Origin of the sequence: Streptomyces sp. AA1529, from assembly GCF_000280905.1 — a bacterium.
GTDB lineage: Bacteria > Actinomycetota > Actinomycetes > Streptomycetales > Streptomycetaceae > Streptomyces.
On record NZ_ALAP01000002.1, the window covers coordinates 1 to 19,684 of the forward strand.

Genomic DNA, 19,684 nt, shown 5'->3' on the forward strand with positions numbered 1-19,684 from the left:
CACGACAGCAGACCATCCGCGACGGGCCCCGGCCCGGTGACCAGGTAAGGACTGATATGACGGCAACCGCTGACCGGGCCACTGCGGGGCGCAAGACCCCGCAGGTCGTGGACATGTCCTGGGACCCGATCACCCGGATCATCGGCAACCTCGGCATCTACACGAAGATCGACTTCGCCAACCGCGAGGTGACCGAGTGCCGCAGCACCTCGTCGCTGTTCCGGGGCTACTCGGTGTTCATGCGGGGCAAGGACCCGCGGGACGCCGGATTCATCACCAGCCGCATCTGCGGCATCTGCGGCGACAACCACACCACCTGCTCCAACTATGCGCAGCAGATGGCCTACGGGGTCAAGCCTCCGCCGCTGGCCGAGCACATCACCAACCTCGGCGAGGCCGCGGAGTACCTCTTCGACCACACCATCTTCCAGGACAACCTGGTCTTCGTGGACTTCTGCGAGGCCATGGTCAAGGCCACCAACCCCGGCGTGCTGGCCAAGGCCGAGCGGACCGAGGCCCCCCACGCCCACGTGCACGGCTACCGCACCATCGCCGACCTCATGCGCGCCTTCAACCCCTTCGAGGGCGCCGTGTACAAGGAGGCCCTGCAGGTCAGCCGGATCACCCGGGAGATGTTCTGCCTCATGGAGGGGCGCCATGTGCACCCCTCCACGCTGTATCCGGGCGGGGTGGGGACGATGCCCTCGCCCACCACCTTCACCGACTACCTCTCCCGCCTGATGCGCACCCTCGACTTCGTCAAGAAGTCCGTCTGCATGAACGACGACGTCTTCGACTTCTTCTACGAGGCGCTTCCCGGCTACGAGGAAGTGGGCCGGCGCCGGATCATGCTCGGCTGCTGGGGCGCCTGGCAGGACCACCAGGCATGCGACTACCGCTACGAGAACATGAACGCCTGGGGCAAGAAGATGTTCGTCACCCCCGGCATCATCGTCGACGGGGAACTGGTCACCAACAACCTCGTCGACATCAACCTGGGCATGCGGATCCTGCTCGGCAGCTCGTACTACGAGGACTGGGTCAACGAGGAGCCGTTCGTCACCCGCGACCCGCTCGGCAACCCCGTCGACATGCGCCACCCGTGGAACCAGACGACCGTCCCCGCACCGCAGAAGCGCGACTTCGAGGGCAACTACAGCTGGGTGATGAGCCCCCGCTGGTACGACAGCGCCAGCGGGCAGCATCTGCCGCTGGACACCGGCGGCGGCCCGCTGGCCAGGCTCTGGTCCACGGCGCTCAACGGACTGGTGGAGACGCCGTACATCAAGGCGACCGGGCGCAGTGTGCGCATCTCGCTGCCCAAGAGCGAGAAGCTGCCCGAGATGACGTTCGAGTGGGAGATCCCGAAGTGGTCCAACACTCTCGAGCGCGACCGGGCCCGCCCCTACTTCGTCGCCTACTCCGCGGCCATGGCCCTGCAGTTCGCCGAGCAGGCGATGGACCTGGTGCGGGCCGGCGACACCAAGATCTTCAACGATTACGAGCTGCCGGAGGAGGGGATCGGCTGCGGATTCCACGAGGCGGTGCGCGGCGTCCTCTCCCACCACCTGGTGATCAAGGACAAGAAGATCGCCAACTACCACCCCTATCCGCCCACCCCCTGGAACGCCAGCCCCCGGGACATCTACGGCAACCCCGGCCCCTACGAGGACGCGGTGCAGGGCCAGCCCGTCTTCGAGGAGAACGGCCCGGACGACTTCAAGGGCATCGACATCATGCGCACCGTCCGCAGCTTCGACCCCTGCCTGCCCTGCGGCGTCCACATGTACCTCGGCAAGGGCAAGGAACTCCAGCAGACGCACTCGCCGATGTTCGGCGCGGGCAACGGGACCGGAGCCGGCCATGGCTGACACCCTCCGGCTGACCGACGACGACGTCGAACAGCGGCTGGCCCACCTGGACGAACTCCTCGAACGCGTGGAGACGGTCGCCGGGCCGGCCGCCGACGCCGCCCTCGCCGCCGTGCGCGGACTCACGGAGATCTACGGCGAGGCGCTGGCCCGGATCCGCGACCTCGCCGATCCCGAACTGGCCGAGCGGCTGACCGGCGACCAGCTCCTCGACCACCTCCTGGTGCTGCACCGGCTCCACCCCGACCCCGTCGAACAGCGCGTCGCCGCCGCCGTCGAACACGCCGCGGAAGCACTGCGCCGGCGCGGCACCACCCTCGAACTGGTGGGCATCGACGAGGGCGTCGCCGCCGTCCGGCTCAGCACCAAGGGGTGCGGCGGCTCCGCGTCCGGCGTCGAGGAAGCCGTGCGCGACGCGCTGCTGGCCGCCGCCCCCGAACTCCTGGACGTCCGCCGGGTGCCGGACGAACCGGCAGCCGCCTTCGTACCGCTGGAGACCCTGCTGCCCACCGCCGCACCCGCCGCGGGGACGACATGACCCCCGGAGCGCTCGCCCGCGTCATCCGTGACGCGGCGGACCCGGACACCGGGCCCGCCGTCCGGCCGGACGCGGAGCGCTGCGACCTGTGCGGTGCCCCCGCCCCCGGCGACCACCGGCACCTGCTGGACACCGCAGCCGAGCAGGTGCTGTGCGCCTGCCGGCCGTGCTCGGTGCTCTTCGTCCGGGAAGCCGCCAGCGAGGGGCACTACCGGCTGATCCCGCACCGGCGCACCCGGCTGGAGCCGGTACCGACCGCGCAGCTCGGCGTCCCGGTCGGCCTGGCCTTCTTCGTCCCTCGCGCGGACGGGAGCGTACGCGCGCACTATCCCAGTCCAGCGGGGGCGACCCAGTGGGAACTCGATCCCGAGGCGTGGCGCGGGGCCGTCGCACGCTGCCCCGCGCTGGAAGACCTGGCCCTCGACGTGGAGGCGCTGCTCGTCAACACCGTCCAGGGCCGGGAGCAGCACTGGATCGTCCCGATCGACGACTGCTTCCGGATGGTGGCGGTCGTCCGGCGGGAGTGGCGGGGCCTGAGCGGCGGCAGCCGGGTGTGGCCCGAGATCGACCGGTTCTTCGCCGAGCTGGCCGAACAGCCGGGGTGACCGCGCGACACACCGGGCGCCGGCCCGCGCACAGCGGCGACGGGACCGGACAGCCGGGCCGGAAGCCCTGGGGCGGAAGCCCCGGGGCCGGACCGTCCGGGACCGGACCGTCCGGTCCCGGACACAACGGAAGGCAAGGGAGGACGCCATGGGCCGTATCCGCGTCGGACAACCGCACGTCGCACCCGACACTCCCACCCACGTCCGGGGCATCCGCCAGGGCAACGAAGGCCCCGGCGACCGGCAGCCGGGTCACCACGAGGACGGCACCGCGGACGCGAGGCGGTCCACCGGCGTCCAGGGGAGGAAGCACAACGCCATCATGAAGATCATGCCCAACATCTCGCCCGGCTGAGGAGCGGCACATGCAGCGACGTCCCACGTCACAGACATCACGGTGCGCCTCCGCGCGCGGCCGGCGGTCCCGCTCCGGCCCGTGCGCGGCCAAGCGGGTACTGCTCGGCCAGGGCGCGGTCCTCGGAGCCGTCGTCCTGGCGATGCTGGTCCGCGAGTTCCCGGGCCTGGTGCGCGAGGTCCGGATCTGGCGCATGATCGGCTTCACCTCCGGAGCGCGGCCGCCGCAGTGAGCGGGCCGCGGGATGACCGGGCCCGCGCGGTGAGCGGGCCGCTGCGGTGGCCCGCTCCAGGTGCCGGTTCGGACCCCCGAAGGGTGCACCGGGCCGCGAACCGAGCGGGCCGAGCCACCTCGGTGCCCGGCCCTTCCTGCCGGAAGCGGACCTGACGATCCACCGGCGGTGAAGTCACCGCGGAGCGCCGTCCGGAGGCGGGAACCGGATCAGGCTGCGGCCGGCCGTCCGGCCACGAGGTCCTTCGGCCATGTCCAGGCCAGGCCGTGCAGCCCTCGTTCGCAGCGGTTGCGGTGCAGATGGGCGCTGTGCGGGACATCCAGCCGCAGCCGCCGGAGTCCCTTCGGCTCGGCGTCCGCGTCCGGCCGGAAGGTGGTCTGGCACACCGCCGGCACGCGCGCGGGATGGAAGAACACCTGCAGGAGATACGCCCGGTGCGGGCTGTTCACCCCGTGCTCGTGCCGGCCGGCGGGCAGTACCCCGTCCTCCGGGCGCAGCCGGTACTCGACCAGCGCGGTCTCCCCGCGCAGCAGATCGCGCCCGAAGCGCGTCGCGATCAGCACACTCCCGCTCTCCGGGTGGAGGTGCAGCCGCTCCGTCCGTCCGCATACGGGGTCCACGTGCACCCGCGAGGCCCCCGGATTGTCCAGGCAGTGCAGGTTCACCATGCGGCGGGCCCCGTTCTCCCGGGCCCGCACCAGGTGACTGACGCTCAGCTGGCTCAGCCGCCCCCGGTCGTCGAGATGCAGCACCTCCCGGGTCGAGACGACCGTCAAGTTCTCGTTGAGACGGCTGAGGTCCGTGCCGAGCGCCCGCTCCTGCCAGGACCCGGCGCCGAACAGCGGCTGACGGGCGGCCCTGCCCACCGCGGTGCCGTCGCGGGCTCCGCCCCGCGGGCGCTGCGGCGGCAGCAGTGCGCCGAGCGTGCCGCCCGGCAGCCGCAGGATGTCCTCCAACTCCGCCACGGCCCGCAGCGAGTTGTACCGTTCGGGGACCGTGCGACCGTGCTGCCAGTAGCTCAGTGTCGCGGGGGAGAGGCGGATACCGCGCGCAGCCAGTCGGCTGCACACCCGCTCCAACGGCAGGCCCCGGTGCACCAGAGCCGCACGGAGTTCCGCGGCGAAGGCGCCGCGTCCCGGGGCGCTCCCCGGCCGGCCGACGGTGCTTTCCCCCGCACCCCGCCCTCGCTCCCCGCGGGAATTCTCCGCATTCTGTGAACGCGCCGGCCGGGTGGTCGTCATGCGTTTCTCCTCGCGAAAGTCCGGACCAATATTCCGGGCCCGTCCCAGCTGGTCCCCGTAACCCGGTGCGGCGCGACGGGCATTGCGGAGTCCGCCGTGCCGGAGCCGTTCTACCGGGAATACGCCGCGGTCGGTGTCCCGGATGTGCCATTGGCGGAATCGGGCGCGGTCCGGGGCCGGCTGGGGCGAAAGCCGCCGGTCCCGCGGCCCGGTCAGGCGCGTGCGCGCTGGCGCCCGGTGTCCGGTGTGCCGCGGGTGGGGCATTAAGAGAAGCGCACCGTCGACTTAACAGGCGGTGCCCGCCCGGCTCTTGTCGGCAAAGTAGCGAGCCCGCCACTCTCGAACTGCGCAGCGGCCGGAATGCCCACTCCGCGGCGGACGACCTTCGCCCGGAAACGGCGCCGTACGGCATTTCCCCACCAATGTCCCGGCAATTCCTGCCGCTGCGCGGCTCCCACCACCCCCATGCGGAAGGAACCCCCCGAATGCGCAGCATGCGCCGCATACGGAACTGTCTGCTCGCCGCCACGTCGATCGCAGCCGTCATGGCCTCCAGCGGGCTCGCCGAGGCACAGCCCGCCCCCACCGGCTCCGGCAGCACGTACGAACCCGCCATGGTCGAGGCCCTCGCCGACTCGCTCGGCATCAGCAAGCACGCGGCCGTTCAGCGCCTGGACGACCAGCACACGCAGCAGCAGCGGCTGGACCGGCTGCGACGGGACGGGGTCGAGACCGACGGAACCTACTTCACGGACGGCAGACTCACCCTCAACGTCACCGGCCGGTCCGATGCCGAACGCGCCCGGCACGCCGGACTCAGCGCCCGGGTGCCCGAACGCGGCGCCCGCGCACTGGAGAAGATCACCGACGAACTGGATGCCCGTGCCCGGGACAAGACGCCCTCCGGCGTCGTCTCCTGGTCCGCCGACCTGAGCTCCGACACCGTCGTGGTGAAGGTGGCCGACGCCGGCCGGGACGCGGCGACCCGCACGTTCCTGGCCGCCGCACGCGAGTACGGCAAGGCCGTGCGGATCGAGAAGGACACCGAACGCCTGGCTGTGCAGCGGGATGTGTACCCCGGCAGCCGGATGAACCTGAACAACGACCCCGGCTCCTGGTGCTCCGTCGGCTTCGGTGCCACCAGTTCCTCCGGCACCGAGTACCTGGTGACGGCCGGCCACTGCATCGAGAACCTCCCGGGCCTCTACTTCGACGGGTCACGATTCGCCAAGGGCACCACCGGCCGCTTCCACGTCGGAGAGCACAGCGTGGACATGGGCGTCGCCCGGGTGGACTCCGGCTGGGACATCACCCCGACCGTGGGCACCTGGGGCAGTACCGGCAACGTCGCCGTCCGCGGCAGCAACCGGGCCCCCGTCGGCGCGGACCTGTGCAAGTCCGGCTCCACCACCGGCTGGACCTGCGGCTCGGTCGAGGGCTATGACGTGAGCGTCACCTACACGGACCGCAACGGCGGGCCGGACACCGTGGTGACCGGACTGGGCAGCTCCACGGTCTGCACCGAGGGCGGAGACAGCGGAGGTGCCTACATCTCCGGCAACCAGGCCCAGGGCATGACCTCCGGCGGCCCCATCGGCCAGACCTGCGGCGGGGTCTACGACGAGGGCCACTCGTACTTCCAGCCGCTGGACGACGCCCTGTCGTACTACGACCTGGACCTCACCACCCGCTGACCTTCCCGCCGGCCCCGCCGGCCCCGCCGTCCTGCGGCGGCCTTCCCTCCCGCGGTGTGCCCGGACGCCAGTGCGGCTCCGGGCACACCGCCTCGCATTCGGTGCACGACCGGCCGCACCGCGGCCGTGTCGGGGCAGAATGGCGGCGTGCTGGAACGCGGAGCCGCCGACGGAACGGCCGTGCGGCGACCGGTGCCCGGTGCGTACCGCTGCCGACCGGACACAGGGAGAGCCGGATGCCCGACGAGGCACTCGCCGTCCATCTGCGGCGCCTCGGGCTGGACGCGGAGGAGGAGGCCCTCTACCGCGCCGCCCTCGCCGCCGGCCCCTGCACGCTGGAACAGCTGGCCTCCCGCCTGGACCGCGACCCGGCGCTCGTACAGGCCGTCGCCGAACGGCTCATCGGACTGGGCCTGTTGGCCGGCTCCGGCGACAGCCGCCCCGGAGTGGTCCCGCTCGAACCCGCCTGGGCCCTGGAACGGCTCCTGACCGCCCGGTCCGCCGAACTGCAGGACGCCCGGCTGGCCGCCGCCGACGCCTACCGTGTCTTCCGCCGCACCGTGCACCCGCCCGCCACCGAGGACCTGGTGGAGGTGGTGACCGGAGACCGCATCAGGGAGCGGATCCACCAGGCGGAAGCTGCCGTGGAACACGAGGTGCTGCGGCTGGACTCCCCGCCCTACCACACCGGAGGCGGCCCCAACCCGCTGGAGATCGACAATCTGGCCCGCGGCGTGGTCTACCGCGCCGTCTACGCCAAGTCCGCCGTACAGAACACGGCCTACTACGCGGGCAACGTCATGCCGTGCATCAGCGCCGGGGAGCAGGCCCGAGTGACCTCCGGCGTGCCGGTCAAACTGGCAGTCTTCGACGGCCGGGAGGCACAGGTGTCGATGTCCTCGACCGGCACGGAGGCCGACGGTTCGCTGCTCGTCGTCCGGCCCTCCAGCCTGCTGTCCGCACTGGTCGGACTGTTCGAGACCGCCTGGCAGGCCGCGCTCCCGCTGCACTTCGGCGAACGTGCACCCCGAGCACTCAGGCCCCTCCAACGGCGCATCCTGGAGCTGCTGAGCAGCGGCCTCACGGACGAGACGATGGCCGAACTGCTGGGGATCAGCCGCCGCACCCTCTCCCGCCACCTGGCCGACCTCAGCTCGCGTGCCGGGGCCGCCAGTCGCTTCCAACTGGCGCTGCTCGCTGTCCGCAAGGGCTGGATCGACTGACCGGCCGCCTCCAGCAGCACCGCCGGCAGCCCGAGGAGACCGCCAGAGTGCGGGAGAGCGAGCCGAGGCGCGAGGCCTCCCTCGGCCGAGCGGCCGCTTCCCGCCCCGGGGTGCTCCCGAGGGACGAACGCGGCTGCCGCGAGCGTCCCCGGCGACGGGTGAAGGGCGTCGGACCCGGTGCGTCGGTGCCGGGGAGACGCGACGCGGGCGGCGGATGATTGACTTCCTCTCCGTGGCAGCACACCAGGAGAAGACCAGAGCGGCCTACGACGGGGTCGTCGAGTTGTACGCGTCGCTGTTCGCCGGCCGGTTGGAGGGGCAGCCCTTCGCGCGGAACATGATCGGCACCTTCGCCGAGCTGGTACGCGAAACGGGCAACCCGCGGGCCGCCGACGTCGGATGCGGGCCGGGACATCTCACGGCCATGCTGGCCGACCTGGGGCTGGACGCGCTCGGGTTCGATCTGTCCCCGGCCATGGTCGACCACGCCCGGCGGGCCCATCCGGCGCTGCGGTTCGACGAGGCACGGATGGAGGCCCTGCCGGTCGCGGACGGCGCGCTCGGCGGCGTACTGGCCCACTACTCGATGATCCACACCCCGCCCGGGGAACTGCCGGCGCTGCTCGCCGAGCAGGTGCGCGTCCTGGAGCCCGGGGGCCTGCTCCTGGCCTCGTTCTTCGCCACCGACGGGCCCGATCCGGTCCGCTTCGACCACAAGGTCACGCCCGCCTACAGCTGGCCGACGGACCGGTTCGCCGCACTGCTGGCCCGGGCCGGACTCGTCCCGTTCGCCCGGCTGCTCCACGACCCCGCCTCCGAACGGGGCTTTCTCGACGCCCACGTGCTGGCCCGAGCCGCCGGTCCCGGTTGCCCTTGACACGGTGTCAAGGTCTTCACTGCTTCCCGAGGAGGTGGTCCGATGACCACGGTGGGACAGGACAGGGACCCGGCACAGGTGCTCGGAGGACTGGAGGACAGCCGCTCGGCGGTGCGACTGCGCACCGCGCTGGCAGCGGGGACGGCACCCGACCCGAGCTTCGTGGGCAAGCTCCTCGAGCACTGCGCGATCGAGCCCGATTTCTTCGTCCGCGACATGCTGACCTGGGCGCTCACCCGCCACCCGGCGTCCCTGACCCTCCCCGGACTGCTCCGGGAAGTCCGCGCGGAACGCGCCCAGGCGCGCAGCCAGGCACTGCACACACTCTCCAAGATCGGAGACCGGCAGGCGTGGCCCGCGATCACACCGGCGCTGCTGTCCGACGCCGACGACGAGGTGGCGCGAAGCGCCTGGCGGACCGCGGTCGTGCTCGTGCCGCAAGGCGACGAGTCCGCCCTGGCCGAGGCGCTGGCGACGCAGCTCGGGCGCGGTGAGCGGGAGACGCAGCTGAGTCTCAGCCAGGCGCTGGTCGCGCTCGGCGAAGTGAGTGCACCGGCCCTGGCGCAGGCGGCGTTCGCCGGCGACCCGGGCGTGCGCGCGCACGCGCTCGCCACCCGGCGGCTGCTGCACGACCCGGACGCCGGATTCGGGCCCGCCGTCGAGGAGGCCAAGCGCATCGTGGCCCTCGCCGGGGCTCCGCAGGAGGGACGAGAAGAAGGATGCTGATCGGTGAGGTGGCCCGCCGGTCCGGGGTGAGCGCCCGTATGCTCCGGCACTACGAATCGCTCGGCCTCGTCCGGCCGTCGGGCCGTACGGGCTCCGGATACCGGGAGTACTCGGCGCAGGACGTCCGGCGGATCTTCCACATCGAGAGCCTGCGGTCGCTGGGCCTGTCGCTGCGGGAGATCGGGCGCGCGCTCGACGACCCGGGGTTCACGCCCTCGGCCCTCGTCACCGACCTCATCCGCCGGACACAGGACCGCATCGCGGCCGAGACGGAACTGCTCACGCGGCTGCGCCGGATCGACGCCGCGGATCCCGCCGGCTGGGAGGACGTCCTCCGGGTCGTCACCCTCCTCCGAGCGCTGGGGTCCCAGCACGCCGACGACCGTCAGCGCGCGGCACTCTCCTCGGCGGAGGGGCTTCCGGTGCCGGTGGGAGCCCTGGTCGAGGCCGTGTTGCACGAGACGGACCCGAACGTCGCGGGCGCCCTTCGCTGGGCGCTGGCGCACTCCGGCGGCGGGGGCGCGGAGCTGCTTGCCGACGGTCTCGCCGCACCGGCGCCCGGAGTGCGCCGGCGGGCCGTCCAGGCCCTCGCCGAGCTGCCCGGTGGCGCGGCGACCGCGCACCTGCGGGACGCTCTCGCGGACCCCGACCCCGAAGTCCGCGGTCACGCGGCCCTGGCGCTCGGGCCACGCGGGGCGGCCGAAGCGCTGCCCGTACTCGTCGACATGATCGTGGCGGGAACGAACGACACCGAGGCGGCCGACGTACTGGGCGAGCTGGCGAGCGACACCGCCACGGCCGAACGGATCGCGGCCGGGCTCGTCGGCCGCCTCGCGCACGAGACGGCCGAAGCGGACGCACGGGGCCGCCTGACCCAAGCCCTGGCGGGCATTCCGGGAGCGACGGCGTCCCGCGCCCTCCAGGAGCTGTCCCACGACGAGGACCGCGCGGTGGCGCTGACCGCGGAGTATCTCCTGCAACTCCGCGAGGCACGCTGAGGGTCCACTTCTCCGGGCCGGGGGCCTGCGGGCCCTGGGCCCGAGTCCACACGTGGTCCAGCCTCGGTACCAGGGGAGGACGCGTCGCCGCTCTGTCGCGGCGGCCGCCGGCCGGAGTGTGGTCGGCGTCGGCGGCAGCCCGCCGGTCGAGGCGTCAGTCGGGCTGCCGCTCCATATGGGCGAGGACGCGGTTCGAGATCCGCGCCAGTGTGTCGAGTTCCTCGCCGGTGAGTGCGTCGATGAACAGGCGGCGGACGTGTTCGACGTGCACGGGCGCGGCCTCCTCGATCGCCTGGTAGCCGGCCGGGGTGGCGACGATGAACGCTCCCCGTCCGTCGTCGGGGCACTCTTCCTTGGCCACCAGTCCGCGTTTCGCCATCCGCGCGATCTGGTGGGACATACGGCTCTTCTCCCACTCCACCGACTTCGTCAGATCCATGAAACGCAGCCGCCCGTCGCCGGTCTCGGTGAGCTTGACCAGCACGATGTAGTCGGAGGCCGACATGCCGGAGTCGGCCTGGACCCGGCGCGAGAGCCGCCCGATGAGCTTCTCCTGCATGCGGATGAAGCTGTCCCAGGCGGCAGTCTGCTCCGAGGTCAGCCAGCGAGGCGTTGGGTCCATGGGGTGGAGCGTAACGAGAGCGTCGGCAGGCCGCCCATCGGGCAGGGGCGGCCGGTCCTCCGGCGCTGCCGGGAGCGTCCTGGGTGCGGCGGGCAGCGGTCATGGACCGGGGCGGGCCACAGCAGTCGTCCTCCCGCTTCCATCGGTCCCGGCGGGAAGACATGGACAGTTGGTTGACCCGTCAACCACCGCGCCCTAATGTAGATGATGCGTCAACCAAATGGAGCGGGGGTGCCGTCCGAGACGGCCGTATTCGGCTCGCCGCAGGCATCGGGACTTCGGTGCTCGCTCTCCGGGCCCCGCGGACGCGAAGCTGCGGAAAGGAACCTCATGAGCACCGAGCACAAGGCCGGACTCGACTCGCTGCTGACCCCCGAGGAGAGCGTCCTCGTACTCATCGACCACCAGCCGTTCCAGTTCGCCAACCTGAACAGCCACGAGCCGACGATGGTCGTCAACAACGTCGTCGGACTCGCCAAGGCCGCCAAGGTGTTCGACGTGCCGACCGTGCTGACCACCGTCCTGGAGGAGCGCGGCGGCCGTCTCCTCCAGGACGTGCAGGACGTGTTCCCGGAGCAGAAGCCCCTCGACAGGACCTTCATCAACACCTGGCAGGACGAGCGCGTCGTGGACGCCGTCAGGGCTACCGGACGCCGGAAACTGATCATCGCCGGCCTCTGGACGGAGATCTGTGTGGCGATGCCGGCCATACAGGCGGCGGGTGAGGACTTCGAGGTCTTCGTCGTCACCGACGCATCGGGTGGCGTCTCGAAGGAGGCCCACGACATGGCGGTGCAGCGCATGGTCCAGGCAGGCGTGGTGCCCCTCACCTGGATGGCCGTCCTGGGCGAGTGGCAGCGCGACTGGGCGCGCGAGGCCACCGTGCCGGGCGTCGCCGAGATCCAGCAGCAGCACGGCGGTGCCGGCGGGGTGGCCTTCGCCTGGGAGACGCAGCTCCTCGCCGGCCGTGCGGGAACCGCAGCCTGAGGACACGGGCGCACCGGCTCCCGCCGGTGCGCCGCATTCCGGTGCGCGCTCATTTCGAGGTGAGCGGGCACCGGACCGGCATCGACGCACCAACCGCATCGATCGACGTGGCAGTACCCCAGGGGAACGGCCGCATGGAGGACACGTGTCAGTGGAAGTGAGCGACGCTCCCGAGGCCCGGCGGTACGAGGCCCGCGGCCGCGGAGAGTCCGGTGTCGCGGGCGTCGCGGAGTACCTCCGTACGCCGGAACTCATCGCGTTCGTGCACACCGAGGTCTCGTCGGAACACGAAGGCAGGGGAGTCGGAGCGGCCCTGGCGCGCACCGCCCTCGACGAGGCGCGTGCCGCGAACCTGCGAGTGCTGGCCACCTGCCCGTTCTTCGCGGGCTGGATCGACCGGCACCCCGAGTACCGGGACCTGCTCTACCAGTCCCGCAGCAGAGTCAGCGACTGAACACCCGGATGGCAGCGACGGAGGCGGTATGAGCGGCCGAGCCGAGAAGAAGACGTACGAGGGAAAGTCCATCACCGTGACCTTCGAGGCCGGGCGCTGCCTGCATGCCGCCGAATGCGTCCGCGGTCTGCCGGAGGTCTTCGACCCGGGCGAGCGCCCCTGGATCCGGCCGGACGGTGCCGAGGCCGAGCGCCTGGCCGAAGTGATCCGGCGCTGTCCCTCGGGTGCACTGCAGTACCGACTGGAGGGTTGAATCCCACCGGAGGGTTGAGTCCCACGAGGGTGCCCGGCCGCGGTCACGGCGAGAAGCGGAGACCAGGAGGTGAGGGCCGCACCACCGGACCACACGCGCAACGTCACACGGCCGCTCCGCGCCTCGGGCCACGACGGTGGACCTCACTCGTGCTTCCAGCCCGGCGGCCCCGGGTCCGCGTCCGGGGGCTCGTTCTCCGCCGGATCCGCCGGGGGCCGGTGCCGCCGTGCCGGGTCCGCTTCCGGAGAGGGTGCCTCGGCCGGGTCCTCGCCCCACGGGTCGTCCGCAGAGCCCGCTGCCGGGCGGGGGCCCGGCGGTGGGCGCTGGTGGAACTCGACGGTGACGGTCTCGAAGCCCTTGAAGGTCTCCGTCGTCGCGTAGGAGGTGTACGCCCGGCGGTCGGCCCAGTTCAGCCACACCCGGTCGGTGAACGGGGTCAGCAGGCTCCGGGGCCACAGCCGGTGGGCCCGCACCACACTCACCTCGGCCGCCACCATGAAGATCAACGCACCCAGGTAGATCCAGCCGAGCAGGCCGAGCACGATGCCGAACATCCCGTAGGTCGCACTCGCGCCGCGCAGCACATTGGTCGCGTAGTACCCGCCGGCCCACTGCAGCGCCTGCCAGGCGCAGGCGGCGCCGAGCGACTCCGCCCACAGCCCGCGCAGCGCCACCCGATGATGGGTGAGGAAGCTGTAGGTGGCCAGCAGCAGCCCGGCGTTCACGGCCACCGCCACCAGCGTGATCGTCGCGCGGAGCCCGGTGCCCAGGTCGGTCCCGAACGCCTCGGACTCCGAGGCCGCCAGCGACAGCAGCAGTGTCACGGACAGCCCGCAGACCACCGTCGTCAGGAAGAGCATCCCCTTCAGCCGCGACCTGAAGGGGTCGTGCCGCTGGTAGCGCGGGACCGCCCAGATCTTGTTGAGGCTGTACTGCGCGGCCTGAGCAGCACCCAGACTCCCGTACAGACTGCCGAGGATGCCGATGGCGAGAGCGATGCCGTTGCTGCGGAAGGCGTGGATCCGCCCTCTGAGCTGCTCCCCGAGCACCGGGAACTCCCCGAGCACCGAGTTCAGCAGCTGCCGCTGGAGATCCGGGTTGTCCTCCAGGAAGAAGCCGAGCCCGGAGACGAACAGCAGCAGCACAGGGAAGATCGACAGGAAGGTGTAATACGTGAGGAGCGCGACGAGATAGAGGGCCTGGTCGTCGAAGACCTTGTAGACGACGGCCAGCGGCAGACCGGCCCAGCGGTGCCGCTGCTGGAAGGCGTCGATCCGCTGCGCCGTGCCCATGCCCATGGCCCGTCGGACGCCTCCTCGACCTGCCCGTCTGCCCGTGCGCCCGACCGATGCCTCGCGGTGGTCGCCCGCACGGGGAACCAGGTGCGGGGGTTCGTGCTGCCGGGCGGGGACCCCGCCCGGCGCCGGTACCGGTCCGCTCTCGCCGTCCCAGCCAACCCCAGCCCGTACCCGTGCGCACTCCCCGGAGAGCCATCCGGCGGGTGCCGGATCGTCCGGCGGGGGATCGGGGGGCCGGGGCGGCGGCCGACGGCGGGTTGAGAGGACCGGAGGCCGCTGTGCGGCGCAGGTGGCCGGCGGGATCATCGTTGCGGCCCCGGAGACACGAGACGGGCGGCGCAGCCTCGCTGGGGCCGCTCCGCCCGTTCCGGACGCGCATCAGATACCGCGCGTCGTGATTGATTCTGCTGTCCGCGGGTCAGCCGACGGGCTTCACGTCCTTCGCCTGCCCATGAGGGCCAACCCCATGACCGCGAATCCGCAGAGTGCTGCCACACCTCCCGCGACCACATTGTTGACCACGATCTGCGCTGTGTCCGGAGCGCCGTTGATCACCCACTGCGAGACGATCACCCAGGCTCCGAGCAGCGGTGCGGTCCAGCCCAGCAGATGCGTCCGCTCGTAGGCGGAACCGAATCCGAAGGCCAGCACCGCGAACGCCAGCCCCACGATGAGGTTGCTCGCCGCCAGGCTCGTCGTCCCGTTGAAACCGACCACCCACGGTGAGATCGCGATGTAGAGGCCGGAGAGAAAGGCCAGCCCTTCGACGATCTGCGCGGTCGGAGTGGATCCCGCCTTCTCGTACCGGGCCCGCATCTCCACGAGGTCAGGGTGGTGCTCGATGGTGCTGCCGGTAGTAGGCACTGCCATGGTCCTCCTCCTTCCTTGGAGTGCCTTCGGTGAACGGCCAAACCGTCCACCACTCCTCTTGAGTGACCAGCAAACGGGGTAAATCACCCCATCCAGTGTGATTTATATCATATTCGGGCTCTCCAGTCACCCCTGAGTGCGCTGTGTGGCCGGGGGATCACGGTGACGTAGGCTTGCTCCTCTCCGTCATGCATAGGGGAGGGCATGGAACGGCTGCGCCACGACGATCCACGGCGGCTGGGACCGTACGCACGTCGTCGGCCGGTTGGACCGTGCGGGGAGCGAAGTCCGCCCCACCCTCCACCGCTTCCTCGGCCGCACCGCCGACGGCGACCGGACGGTTCTCCTCTCCACCGTGCGGGACCGGTCCGCCGCCGCCCTGCACCGGTTCCGCGCCGAGGCCCTGGCCGCCCAGCAGCTCACCGCCGATACCCCCTGGCTGCTGCCGGTCAGCGAAGTGAGCGGGCCGGTCGAACCCTCGGCGCCGACCTGGAACGCGTCCCCCTATCGCCCCGCACTGCCGCTGCCGACCGTCGTCGAGACCTGCGGACCGCTGCCGCTTCGCACTGTGCTCGCCGTCGGCACCGCGCTCGGGGAAGCGCTCGCCCACTTGCACGCCGCCGGGGCGGCCCATGCAGGCGTCACAGCCGATGCGGTGCTGTTGACCGGTGAGGGGCCGCGTCTCGGCGGCTACGGCGCGGCCCGGATCTCCGCCCCGGACGGTGAACCCCGCACCGCACACCCCTTTCTCGCACCGGAACAGGTCGCGGGCGGGCGCCCCCGCCCGCTGGGGGACGTGTACGCGCTGGCGGCCGTCCTCCGCTACGCGGTGACGGGACGACTGAGCGCAATCGGAACGGCGGCGGAACCGGGTGTCCCCGGCCCTGCCGAGCTCACCGTTCTCCTTCACACCTGCATGGCGGCCGATCCGTCCGACCGTCCGTCGGCGGCGGAGTTCCTCCGGCGGCTGCCGCACGGCGGCACGGGCGGGAGCGTCCAGGCGGCGGACCACTCTTCGCGGATGGCCGAACCGGCGCGGCCCGGAGGCTCGCAGCCGCGCGGCGGCCCGGGTAGCACGATGCTGGACGGTGGCCCCGCGCCCGGCCGGGACACGGCACTGGACAACGGCGCCGGCCGCGCGGCCGGTCTCCTGGTACCGGGGTGGCTGCCGAAGAGAGTGAGCGCGGCCCTCGCCGTGCAGACGGCAGCCGTCCTCGCGGCCGAGACCGACGAGGACTTCGCCCCCGCACCCGCTTCCGCCCCTGTCCCGACCCAGACGGACGGCCCCGCACCGGCCGACTGCTCGCCCACGCCCGGCACCCCCGGCGGCCCGGCTGCCGGCTCTGCCGCAAAAAGCACCCGTGCACCGTCACGCCGCTCCCTGATCACCGCCGCGGGAGCCGGCGCCGCCGGCGTCGCCGTCGGCGGCTCGTTCACCTGGGCGGTGACCGCCGACGAACCACCCGTCCTTTCCCCGGCGCAACGACTGGAACGCGAACACCCGTCCCGCAAACGCCTCAAGGGCGCGCCGCCCACTCCGCGGTGGCGCTACGACTTCACCGAGCCTGCCGAGAAGTTCACGCCTCTGCTGTGGCAGGACGAGGTCGCCCTCCTGGCCGACGGAGCGGACGTCACCGGCATCGACATGCGTACCGGGAAGGAGTTGTGGCGCCGTGCGGACACCTCCCCCTCCGGCCGGGCCTGGCCCCTCCACAACGGACTGGTGCTCCTCGCCGGCTCCGAGGACCTGCTGGCGCTCGACCCCCGCGACGGCGAGATCCGATGGCACTCGGAGCGCTACCGCACGAGCGGCCGCCGCCCCTGTGTGGCGGTCCTCGCCGCCGACGGAACGGTTGTCTGGCTCGTGGTCGGGAACCGCGGCTCCTCCGCCTCGCACCATCGAACCGTCGTCGCCTACGATCTCGCCGCAGACCGTGAACTGTGGACCGCGCGCCTCCCCACCGGCTACCAGGAGAGCCACCTGCTCCCCGCCGCGCTCGTAGTGGTGACCGCGGAGCAGGGCGACCCCGCGCGCCTCACCGCCTTCGCCCCGAAGACGGGTGAGAAGACCTGGGAGCACACCTACAAGTCCGTCGAAGCAGGCCATTTCACCACCGTCGCCGACCCGCCCGCACTCGTCGCCGCGGACAAGAACATCCTGCGGGCATACGGGTTGGCGGAGCCGCGCGGCAAGAAGTCGTGGGAGACCAAGATCGAGGACAAGTACGGGCAACGACCGGACTTCCTCGGCACACCCATTTCGTCCAAGGACGCGGTCTACGTCAGCGACAGCGACTACGGAGCCAGTCGGATCCACGCCCGGACGGGCAAGGTTGTTTGGCGCACCGAGGCCCGTCTGGATCTCGAAGCGGCGAAGAGCGAGGCAACTCCGCGCACGGCGGTCAGTCCTGACGGGCGGATACTGCTCTCCTCCAGTCAGGTGGAGGTGGACGCATACGAAACCCGGAGCGGTTCATTGCTGTGGAGATTCATGGATCTTCCGTCGGGCCCCGGCGACCCGCTGCGGCGCCGGCATGTGACGGCCGGGGACGAGTACGTGCTGGTAGCAAGCGAGCGCAGCGCCTACTCGCTGCCGCTGCAGTGAGATTGCGACGGACAACCCGTGTCGATGCCGCTCGAATCCGAATCCGCCGCTGGGGAGAACCAGATGCAGACGCAGGGGCAGATGGCTCCCGATCTGGATGAGTACCGCTGTGTCGAGCGCATCGACACCGGCGGCGAAGGCGTACACAGATGGCTCGCGGTGGAGGCCGATGGCGCGCCGTCGATCGTCATGGCGCCCGATACGAAGCGGGCCGACGACCCGGGATACCGGCTGCGCTTCTGGGCCGAGGCGAACAAATCCCGTCGGCTCACCGGCCGGGGGACCGCTCCGGTCCGGCAGGTGTCGTCCGCGCGGGCCCCCGTGCCATGGGTGGCCTACGACTGCATTCCTGCTCTTCCGCTGACCACCGTGCTCGAAGCCCACGGCGGCTGTCTTCCGGAACCGGTGGTGTGGAATCTCGGGCTGCCGCTTGCCGAGGCAGTGCTGCGCGCTCACACCCATGGTCTGGTCCACGCGGGCATCGCACCTCAGTCGGTGCTGATCACACGGCAAGGCGCTCTTCTCACCGGCTATGGACTGGTGCGGGCAGCGGCGGCGGAGGGAACGCGGCGGGAGTCCGTACCCGGTGTCGATGATGGGAGCGTGCCGCCCGAACAGCGTGCGGGTGCTCGACCGCGGCCTCCCGGTGACGTCTACGCCCTGGCGTACGTCCTCCTCTTCGCGCGCGCAGCGCATTGTTCACGGAAAGGGGCCGCGACCGTTCCCGGACACATGCTGAACCGCTGTCTCGCCACGGATCCTGCACAGCGCCCGCGAGCGGAGGAACTACTGCAGGCGCTTCGCGATGCGGCGCCGCCGGCCGACCGCGGACTACCCCAGGAGATTGCCGCCGCGTTGGACGGACAGGCTGCCAGACTCCGCGAGACGACGCCGACCGCCCCGGCCCGGATCCCGCAGCAGGGCGGAGGACTCGATGACCGGGAACTCGCGACCGCGCATGGGCCGTCGACCCGCCCTGCCTCTGCACCGTCACGGCGTGCCCTGATCGTCACGGCAGCCTCGGCGACCGCCGGACTGGCCATGGGCGCAGCAGGGGCGGGTGCCTGCAGGCGGTACGCTCCCGCGCGCCACGAACGTGCGAAACAGTCCGTCCCGGGGACAGCGCCACCCCCGATCTGGCGTCACGCGCTTCCGGATCGGGATCCGACGACTTCTCAACTCCTCCTGCTCAGCGGGAGAACCCTCCTCGTGGGCCACAAAGAGGGCACCCTGGGGATCGACGTCTACAGCGGGAAGCAACTGTGGTCCCGTGACGACGTGTTGCCGTCCCGTGTGCTGGACGCCGGGCATGGGGATGCCCTGATCGCTTCCGGGGGTGATCAGGGCGAGTTCCTTCTGCTTTCCGCGCGCTCCGGGCGGATCAAGTGGCGGGAGAGGGAGTACATGAGCACTGAAGCACCTGCCTCGATGGCCGGTCTGCTCGCCGTGGCGGGAGGCGTGGTGTGGTTCGTGGTGGAGGATTACAGTTCCGGCTCGTCCGGTGAGGTGAAGATGGCTGCCGTGGCCTACAGCCTCCGGAAACGGAAGGAGCTGTGGCGTACATCGCTCCCCTCCGGCTTTGTCGGGACCTCGTCGCCCCCCGAAGGGCGGGCATCCGGACCTGCCGTACTGGAATCCGAGTTGCTCATAGCCAACACCGGTACTGGTGGCGGAGAGAACGAATTCGCCTACATCGCGCTCGACCGACGCAGCGGTCGTCGGAAGTGGAAAAGGGAGTACGCCGGGATCGGAAAGGAATCGGCGGGCCTGGTCCTCCCCCGGAGCGGTGATCTGCTCGTCGCGAGCACGGACGATGGTCTCCGCGGAATGACGCTGTCCTCTGGTGAGGAACGCTGGACGGTGGAGGTCGAGGGCTGGGCGAACGCGCAGGCGGCGCTTCGGAGGGACAGACTGTACGTCGCCGACAAGAAACTGACGGTCTCCGCGGTGGACATCCGAACCGGCAAGGTGCCGTGGAGAACGAAGCACGCGAACCCGAAGAGCAACAGCACCACGCTGTCCGGGATGACGCTCAGCGCCTCCGGACGGACCATCCTTCAGAGCAGCCTGTCCGAGATCGATGCTCTCGACTCGCGTGACGGCTCCGTCCTGTGGAGATTCGCGACGGCGGGGACCGGAGAAACATCCGGAAACCCGGGCAATGCGGTGGCCAGCACGGTCGGCCTGGTGATTGTCGACAACCTCCGCAGCATCTACGCACTTCCGGTGGACTGA

General features: G+C 71.3%; 19 protein-coding genes. 15 read left to right on the plus strand and 4 right to left on the minus strand.

Going from position 1 to position 19,684, the window contains the following annotated elements; all coding sequences use genetic code 11:
- Positions 1–56 precede the first annotated feature (56 nt).
- The 5 genes from A949_RS0100270 (at position 57) to A949_RS31910 (ending at position 3,601) form a co-directional block, all read left to right on the plus strand.
- Entirely contained in the window at positions 57–1,871 is a 1,815-nt protein-coding gene (locus tag A949_RS0100270) for a nickel-dependent hydrogenase large subunit (RefSeq protein WP_019354007.1), read from the plus strand.
- Positions 1,864–2,409 (plus strand): NifU family protein, encoded by a 546-nt coding sequence (locus A949_RS0100275; protein WP_019354008.1) that lies wholly within the window; start codon positions 1,864–1,866, stop codon positions 2,407–2,409. The genes A949_RS0100270 and A949_RS0100275 overlap by 8 nt, the downstream gene beginning before the upstream one ends.
- A complete protein-coding gene (locus A949_RS0100280) occupies positions 2,406–3,014 on the plus strand; it encodes a DUF5947 family protein (protein WP_019354009.1) in 609 nt (202 codons plus the stop codon). The genes A949_RS0100275 and A949_RS0100280 overlap by 4 nt, the downstream gene beginning before the upstream one ends.
- A 148-nt stretch (positions 3,015–3,162) precedes the next feature.
- Positions 3,163–3,369, plus strand: coding sequence for a hypothetical protein (locus tag A949_RS0100285; protein WP_019354010.1), 207 nt, complete (start codon positions 3,163–3,165; stop codon positions 3,367–3,369).
- A gap of 10 nt (positions 3,370–3,379) precedes the next feature.
- Positions 3,380–3,601, plus strand: a complete 222-nt coding sequence (locus tag A949_RS31910; RefSeq protein ID WP_019354011.1) for a hypothetical protein — start codon at positions 3,380–3,382, stop codon at positions 3,599–3,601.
- Between the two features lie 209 nt (positions 3,602–3,810).
- Here A949_RS31910 and A949_RS31915 read toward each other — a convergent pair whose 3' ends face one another.
- Positions 3,811–4,842 carry a hypothetical protein gene (locus A949_RS31915; RefSeq protein WP_019354012.1) on the minus strand — a complete coding sequence of 344 codons (1,032 nt, stop codon included), beginning with the start codon at positions 4,840–4,842 and terminating at the stop codon, positions 3,811–3,813.
- 485 nt (positions 4,843–5,327) lie between these two features.
- Here A949_RS31915 and A949_RS0100300 point away from each other — a divergent pair, with 485 nt between their 5' ends.
- From A949_RS0100300 to A949_RS0100320, 5 genes are all read left to right on the plus strand, one after another.
- Positions 5,328–6,536: a S1 family peptidase gene (locus tag A949_RS0100300; RefSeq protein ID WP_019354013.1), complete on the plus strand. Its 1,209-nt coding sequence runs from the start codon at positions 5,328–5,330 to the stop codon at positions 6,534–6,536.
- A gap of 236 nt (positions 6,537–6,772) precedes the next feature.
- Positions 6,773–7,759 (plus strand): helix-turn-helix transcriptional regulator, encoded by a 987-nt coding sequence (locus tag A949_RS0100305; protein ID WP_019354014.1) that lies wholly within the window; start codon positions 6,773–6,775, stop codon positions 7,757–7,759.
- Between the two features lie 214 nt (positions 7,760–7,973).
- A complete protein-coding gene (locus tag A949_RS0100310; RefSeq protein WP_019354015.1) occupies positions 7,974–8,636 on the plus strand; it encodes a class I SAM-dependent methyltransferase in 663 nt (220 codons plus the stop codon).
- Between the two features lie 42 nt (positions 8,637–8,678).
- Complete coding sequence (locus A949_RS0100315; protein WP_019354016.1) at positions 8,679–9,362, plus strand: HEAT repeat domain-containing protein; 684 nt, start codon at positions 8,679–8,681, stop codon at positions 9,360–9,362.
- Positions 9,356–10,360: a MerR family transcriptional regulator gene (locus tag A949_RS0100320; RefSeq protein WP_019354017.1), complete on the plus strand. Its 1,005-nt coding sequence runs from the start codon at positions 9,356–9,358 to the stop codon at positions 10,358–10,360. Before A949_RS0100315 ends, A949_RS0100320 begins: the two co-directional genes overlap by 7 nt.
- Before the next feature lie 154 nt (positions 10,361–10,514).
- Here A949_RS0100320 and A949_RS0100325 read toward each other — a convergent pair whose 3' ends face one another.
- Complete coding sequence (locus tag A949_RS0100325; RefSeq protein ID WP_026004202.1) at positions 10,515–10,982, minus strand: MarR family winged helix-turn-helix transcriptional regulator; 468 nt, start codon at positions 10,980–10,982, stop codon at positions 10,515–10,517.
- 330 nt (positions 10,983–11,312) lie between these two features.
- On the opposite strand from A949_RS0100325, the gene A949_RS0100330 reads away from it, so the two are divergent.
- The 3 genes from A949_RS0100330 to A949_RS0100340 all read left to right on the plus strand — a co-directional run bounded on the left by A949_RS0100330 (position 11,313) and on the right by A949_RS0100340 (position 12,676).
- Positions 11,313–11,969 (plus strand): hydrolase, encoded by a 657-nt coding sequence (locus tag A949_RS0100330; protein WP_019354019.1) that lies wholly within the window; start codon positions 11,313–11,315, stop codon positions 11,967–11,969.
- A gap of 145 nt (positions 11,970–12,114) precedes the next feature.
- The gene (locus tag A949_RS0100335; RefSeq protein ID WP_026004203.1) at positions 12,115–12,423 is read left to right on the plus strand and encodes a GNAT family N-acetyltransferase; all 309 of its coding nucleotides are present in this window, start codon (positions 12,115–12,117) and stop codon (positions 12,421–12,423) included.
- A gap of 28 nt (positions 12,424–12,451) precedes the next feature.
- Complete coding sequence (locus tag A949_RS0100340) at positions 12,452–12,676, plus strand: (4Fe-4S)-binding protein (RefSeq protein ID WP_019354021.1); 225 nt, start codon at positions 12,452–12,454, stop codon at positions 12,674–12,676.
- A gap of 143 nt (positions 12,677–12,819) precedes the next feature.
- On the opposite strand, the gene A949_RS0100345 is transcribed toward A949_RS0100340, so the two are convergent.
- Both A949_RS0100345 and A949_RS0100350 read right to left on the minus strand, forming a co-directional pair.
- Entirely contained in the window at positions 12,820–13,974 is a 1,155-nt protein-coding gene (locus tag A949_RS0100345; protein ID WP_019354022.1) for a YihY/virulence factor BrkB family protein, read from the minus strand.
- 432 nt (positions 13,975–14,406) lie between these two features.
- Positions 14,407–14,844 (minus strand): SPW repeat protein, encoded by a 438-nt coding sequence (locus tag A949_RS0100350; RefSeq protein ID WP_019354023.1) that lies wholly within the window; start codon positions 14,842–14,844, stop codon positions 14,407–14,409.
- Positions 14,845–15,109: 265 nt separating this feature from the next.
- Here A949_RS0100350 and A949_RS35295 point away from each other — a divergent pair, with 265 nt between their 5' ends.
- Both A949_RS35295 and A949_RS35830 read left to right on the plus strand, forming a co-directional pair.
- Positions 15,110–17,449 carry an outer membrane protein assembly factor BamB family protein gene (locus A949_RS35295; RefSeq protein WP_019354024.1) on the plus strand — a complete coding sequence of 780 codons (2,340 nt, stop codon included), beginning with the start codon at positions 15,110–15,112 and terminating at the stop codon, positions 17,447–17,449.
- A 24-nt stretch (positions 17,450–17,473) separates the two neighbouring features.
- Positions 17,474–19,684, plus strand: a complete 2,211-nt coding sequence (locus A949_RS35830) for an outer membrane protein assembly factor BamB family protein (RefSeq protein WP_237735697.1) — start codon at positions 17,474–17,476, stop codon at positions 19,682–19,684.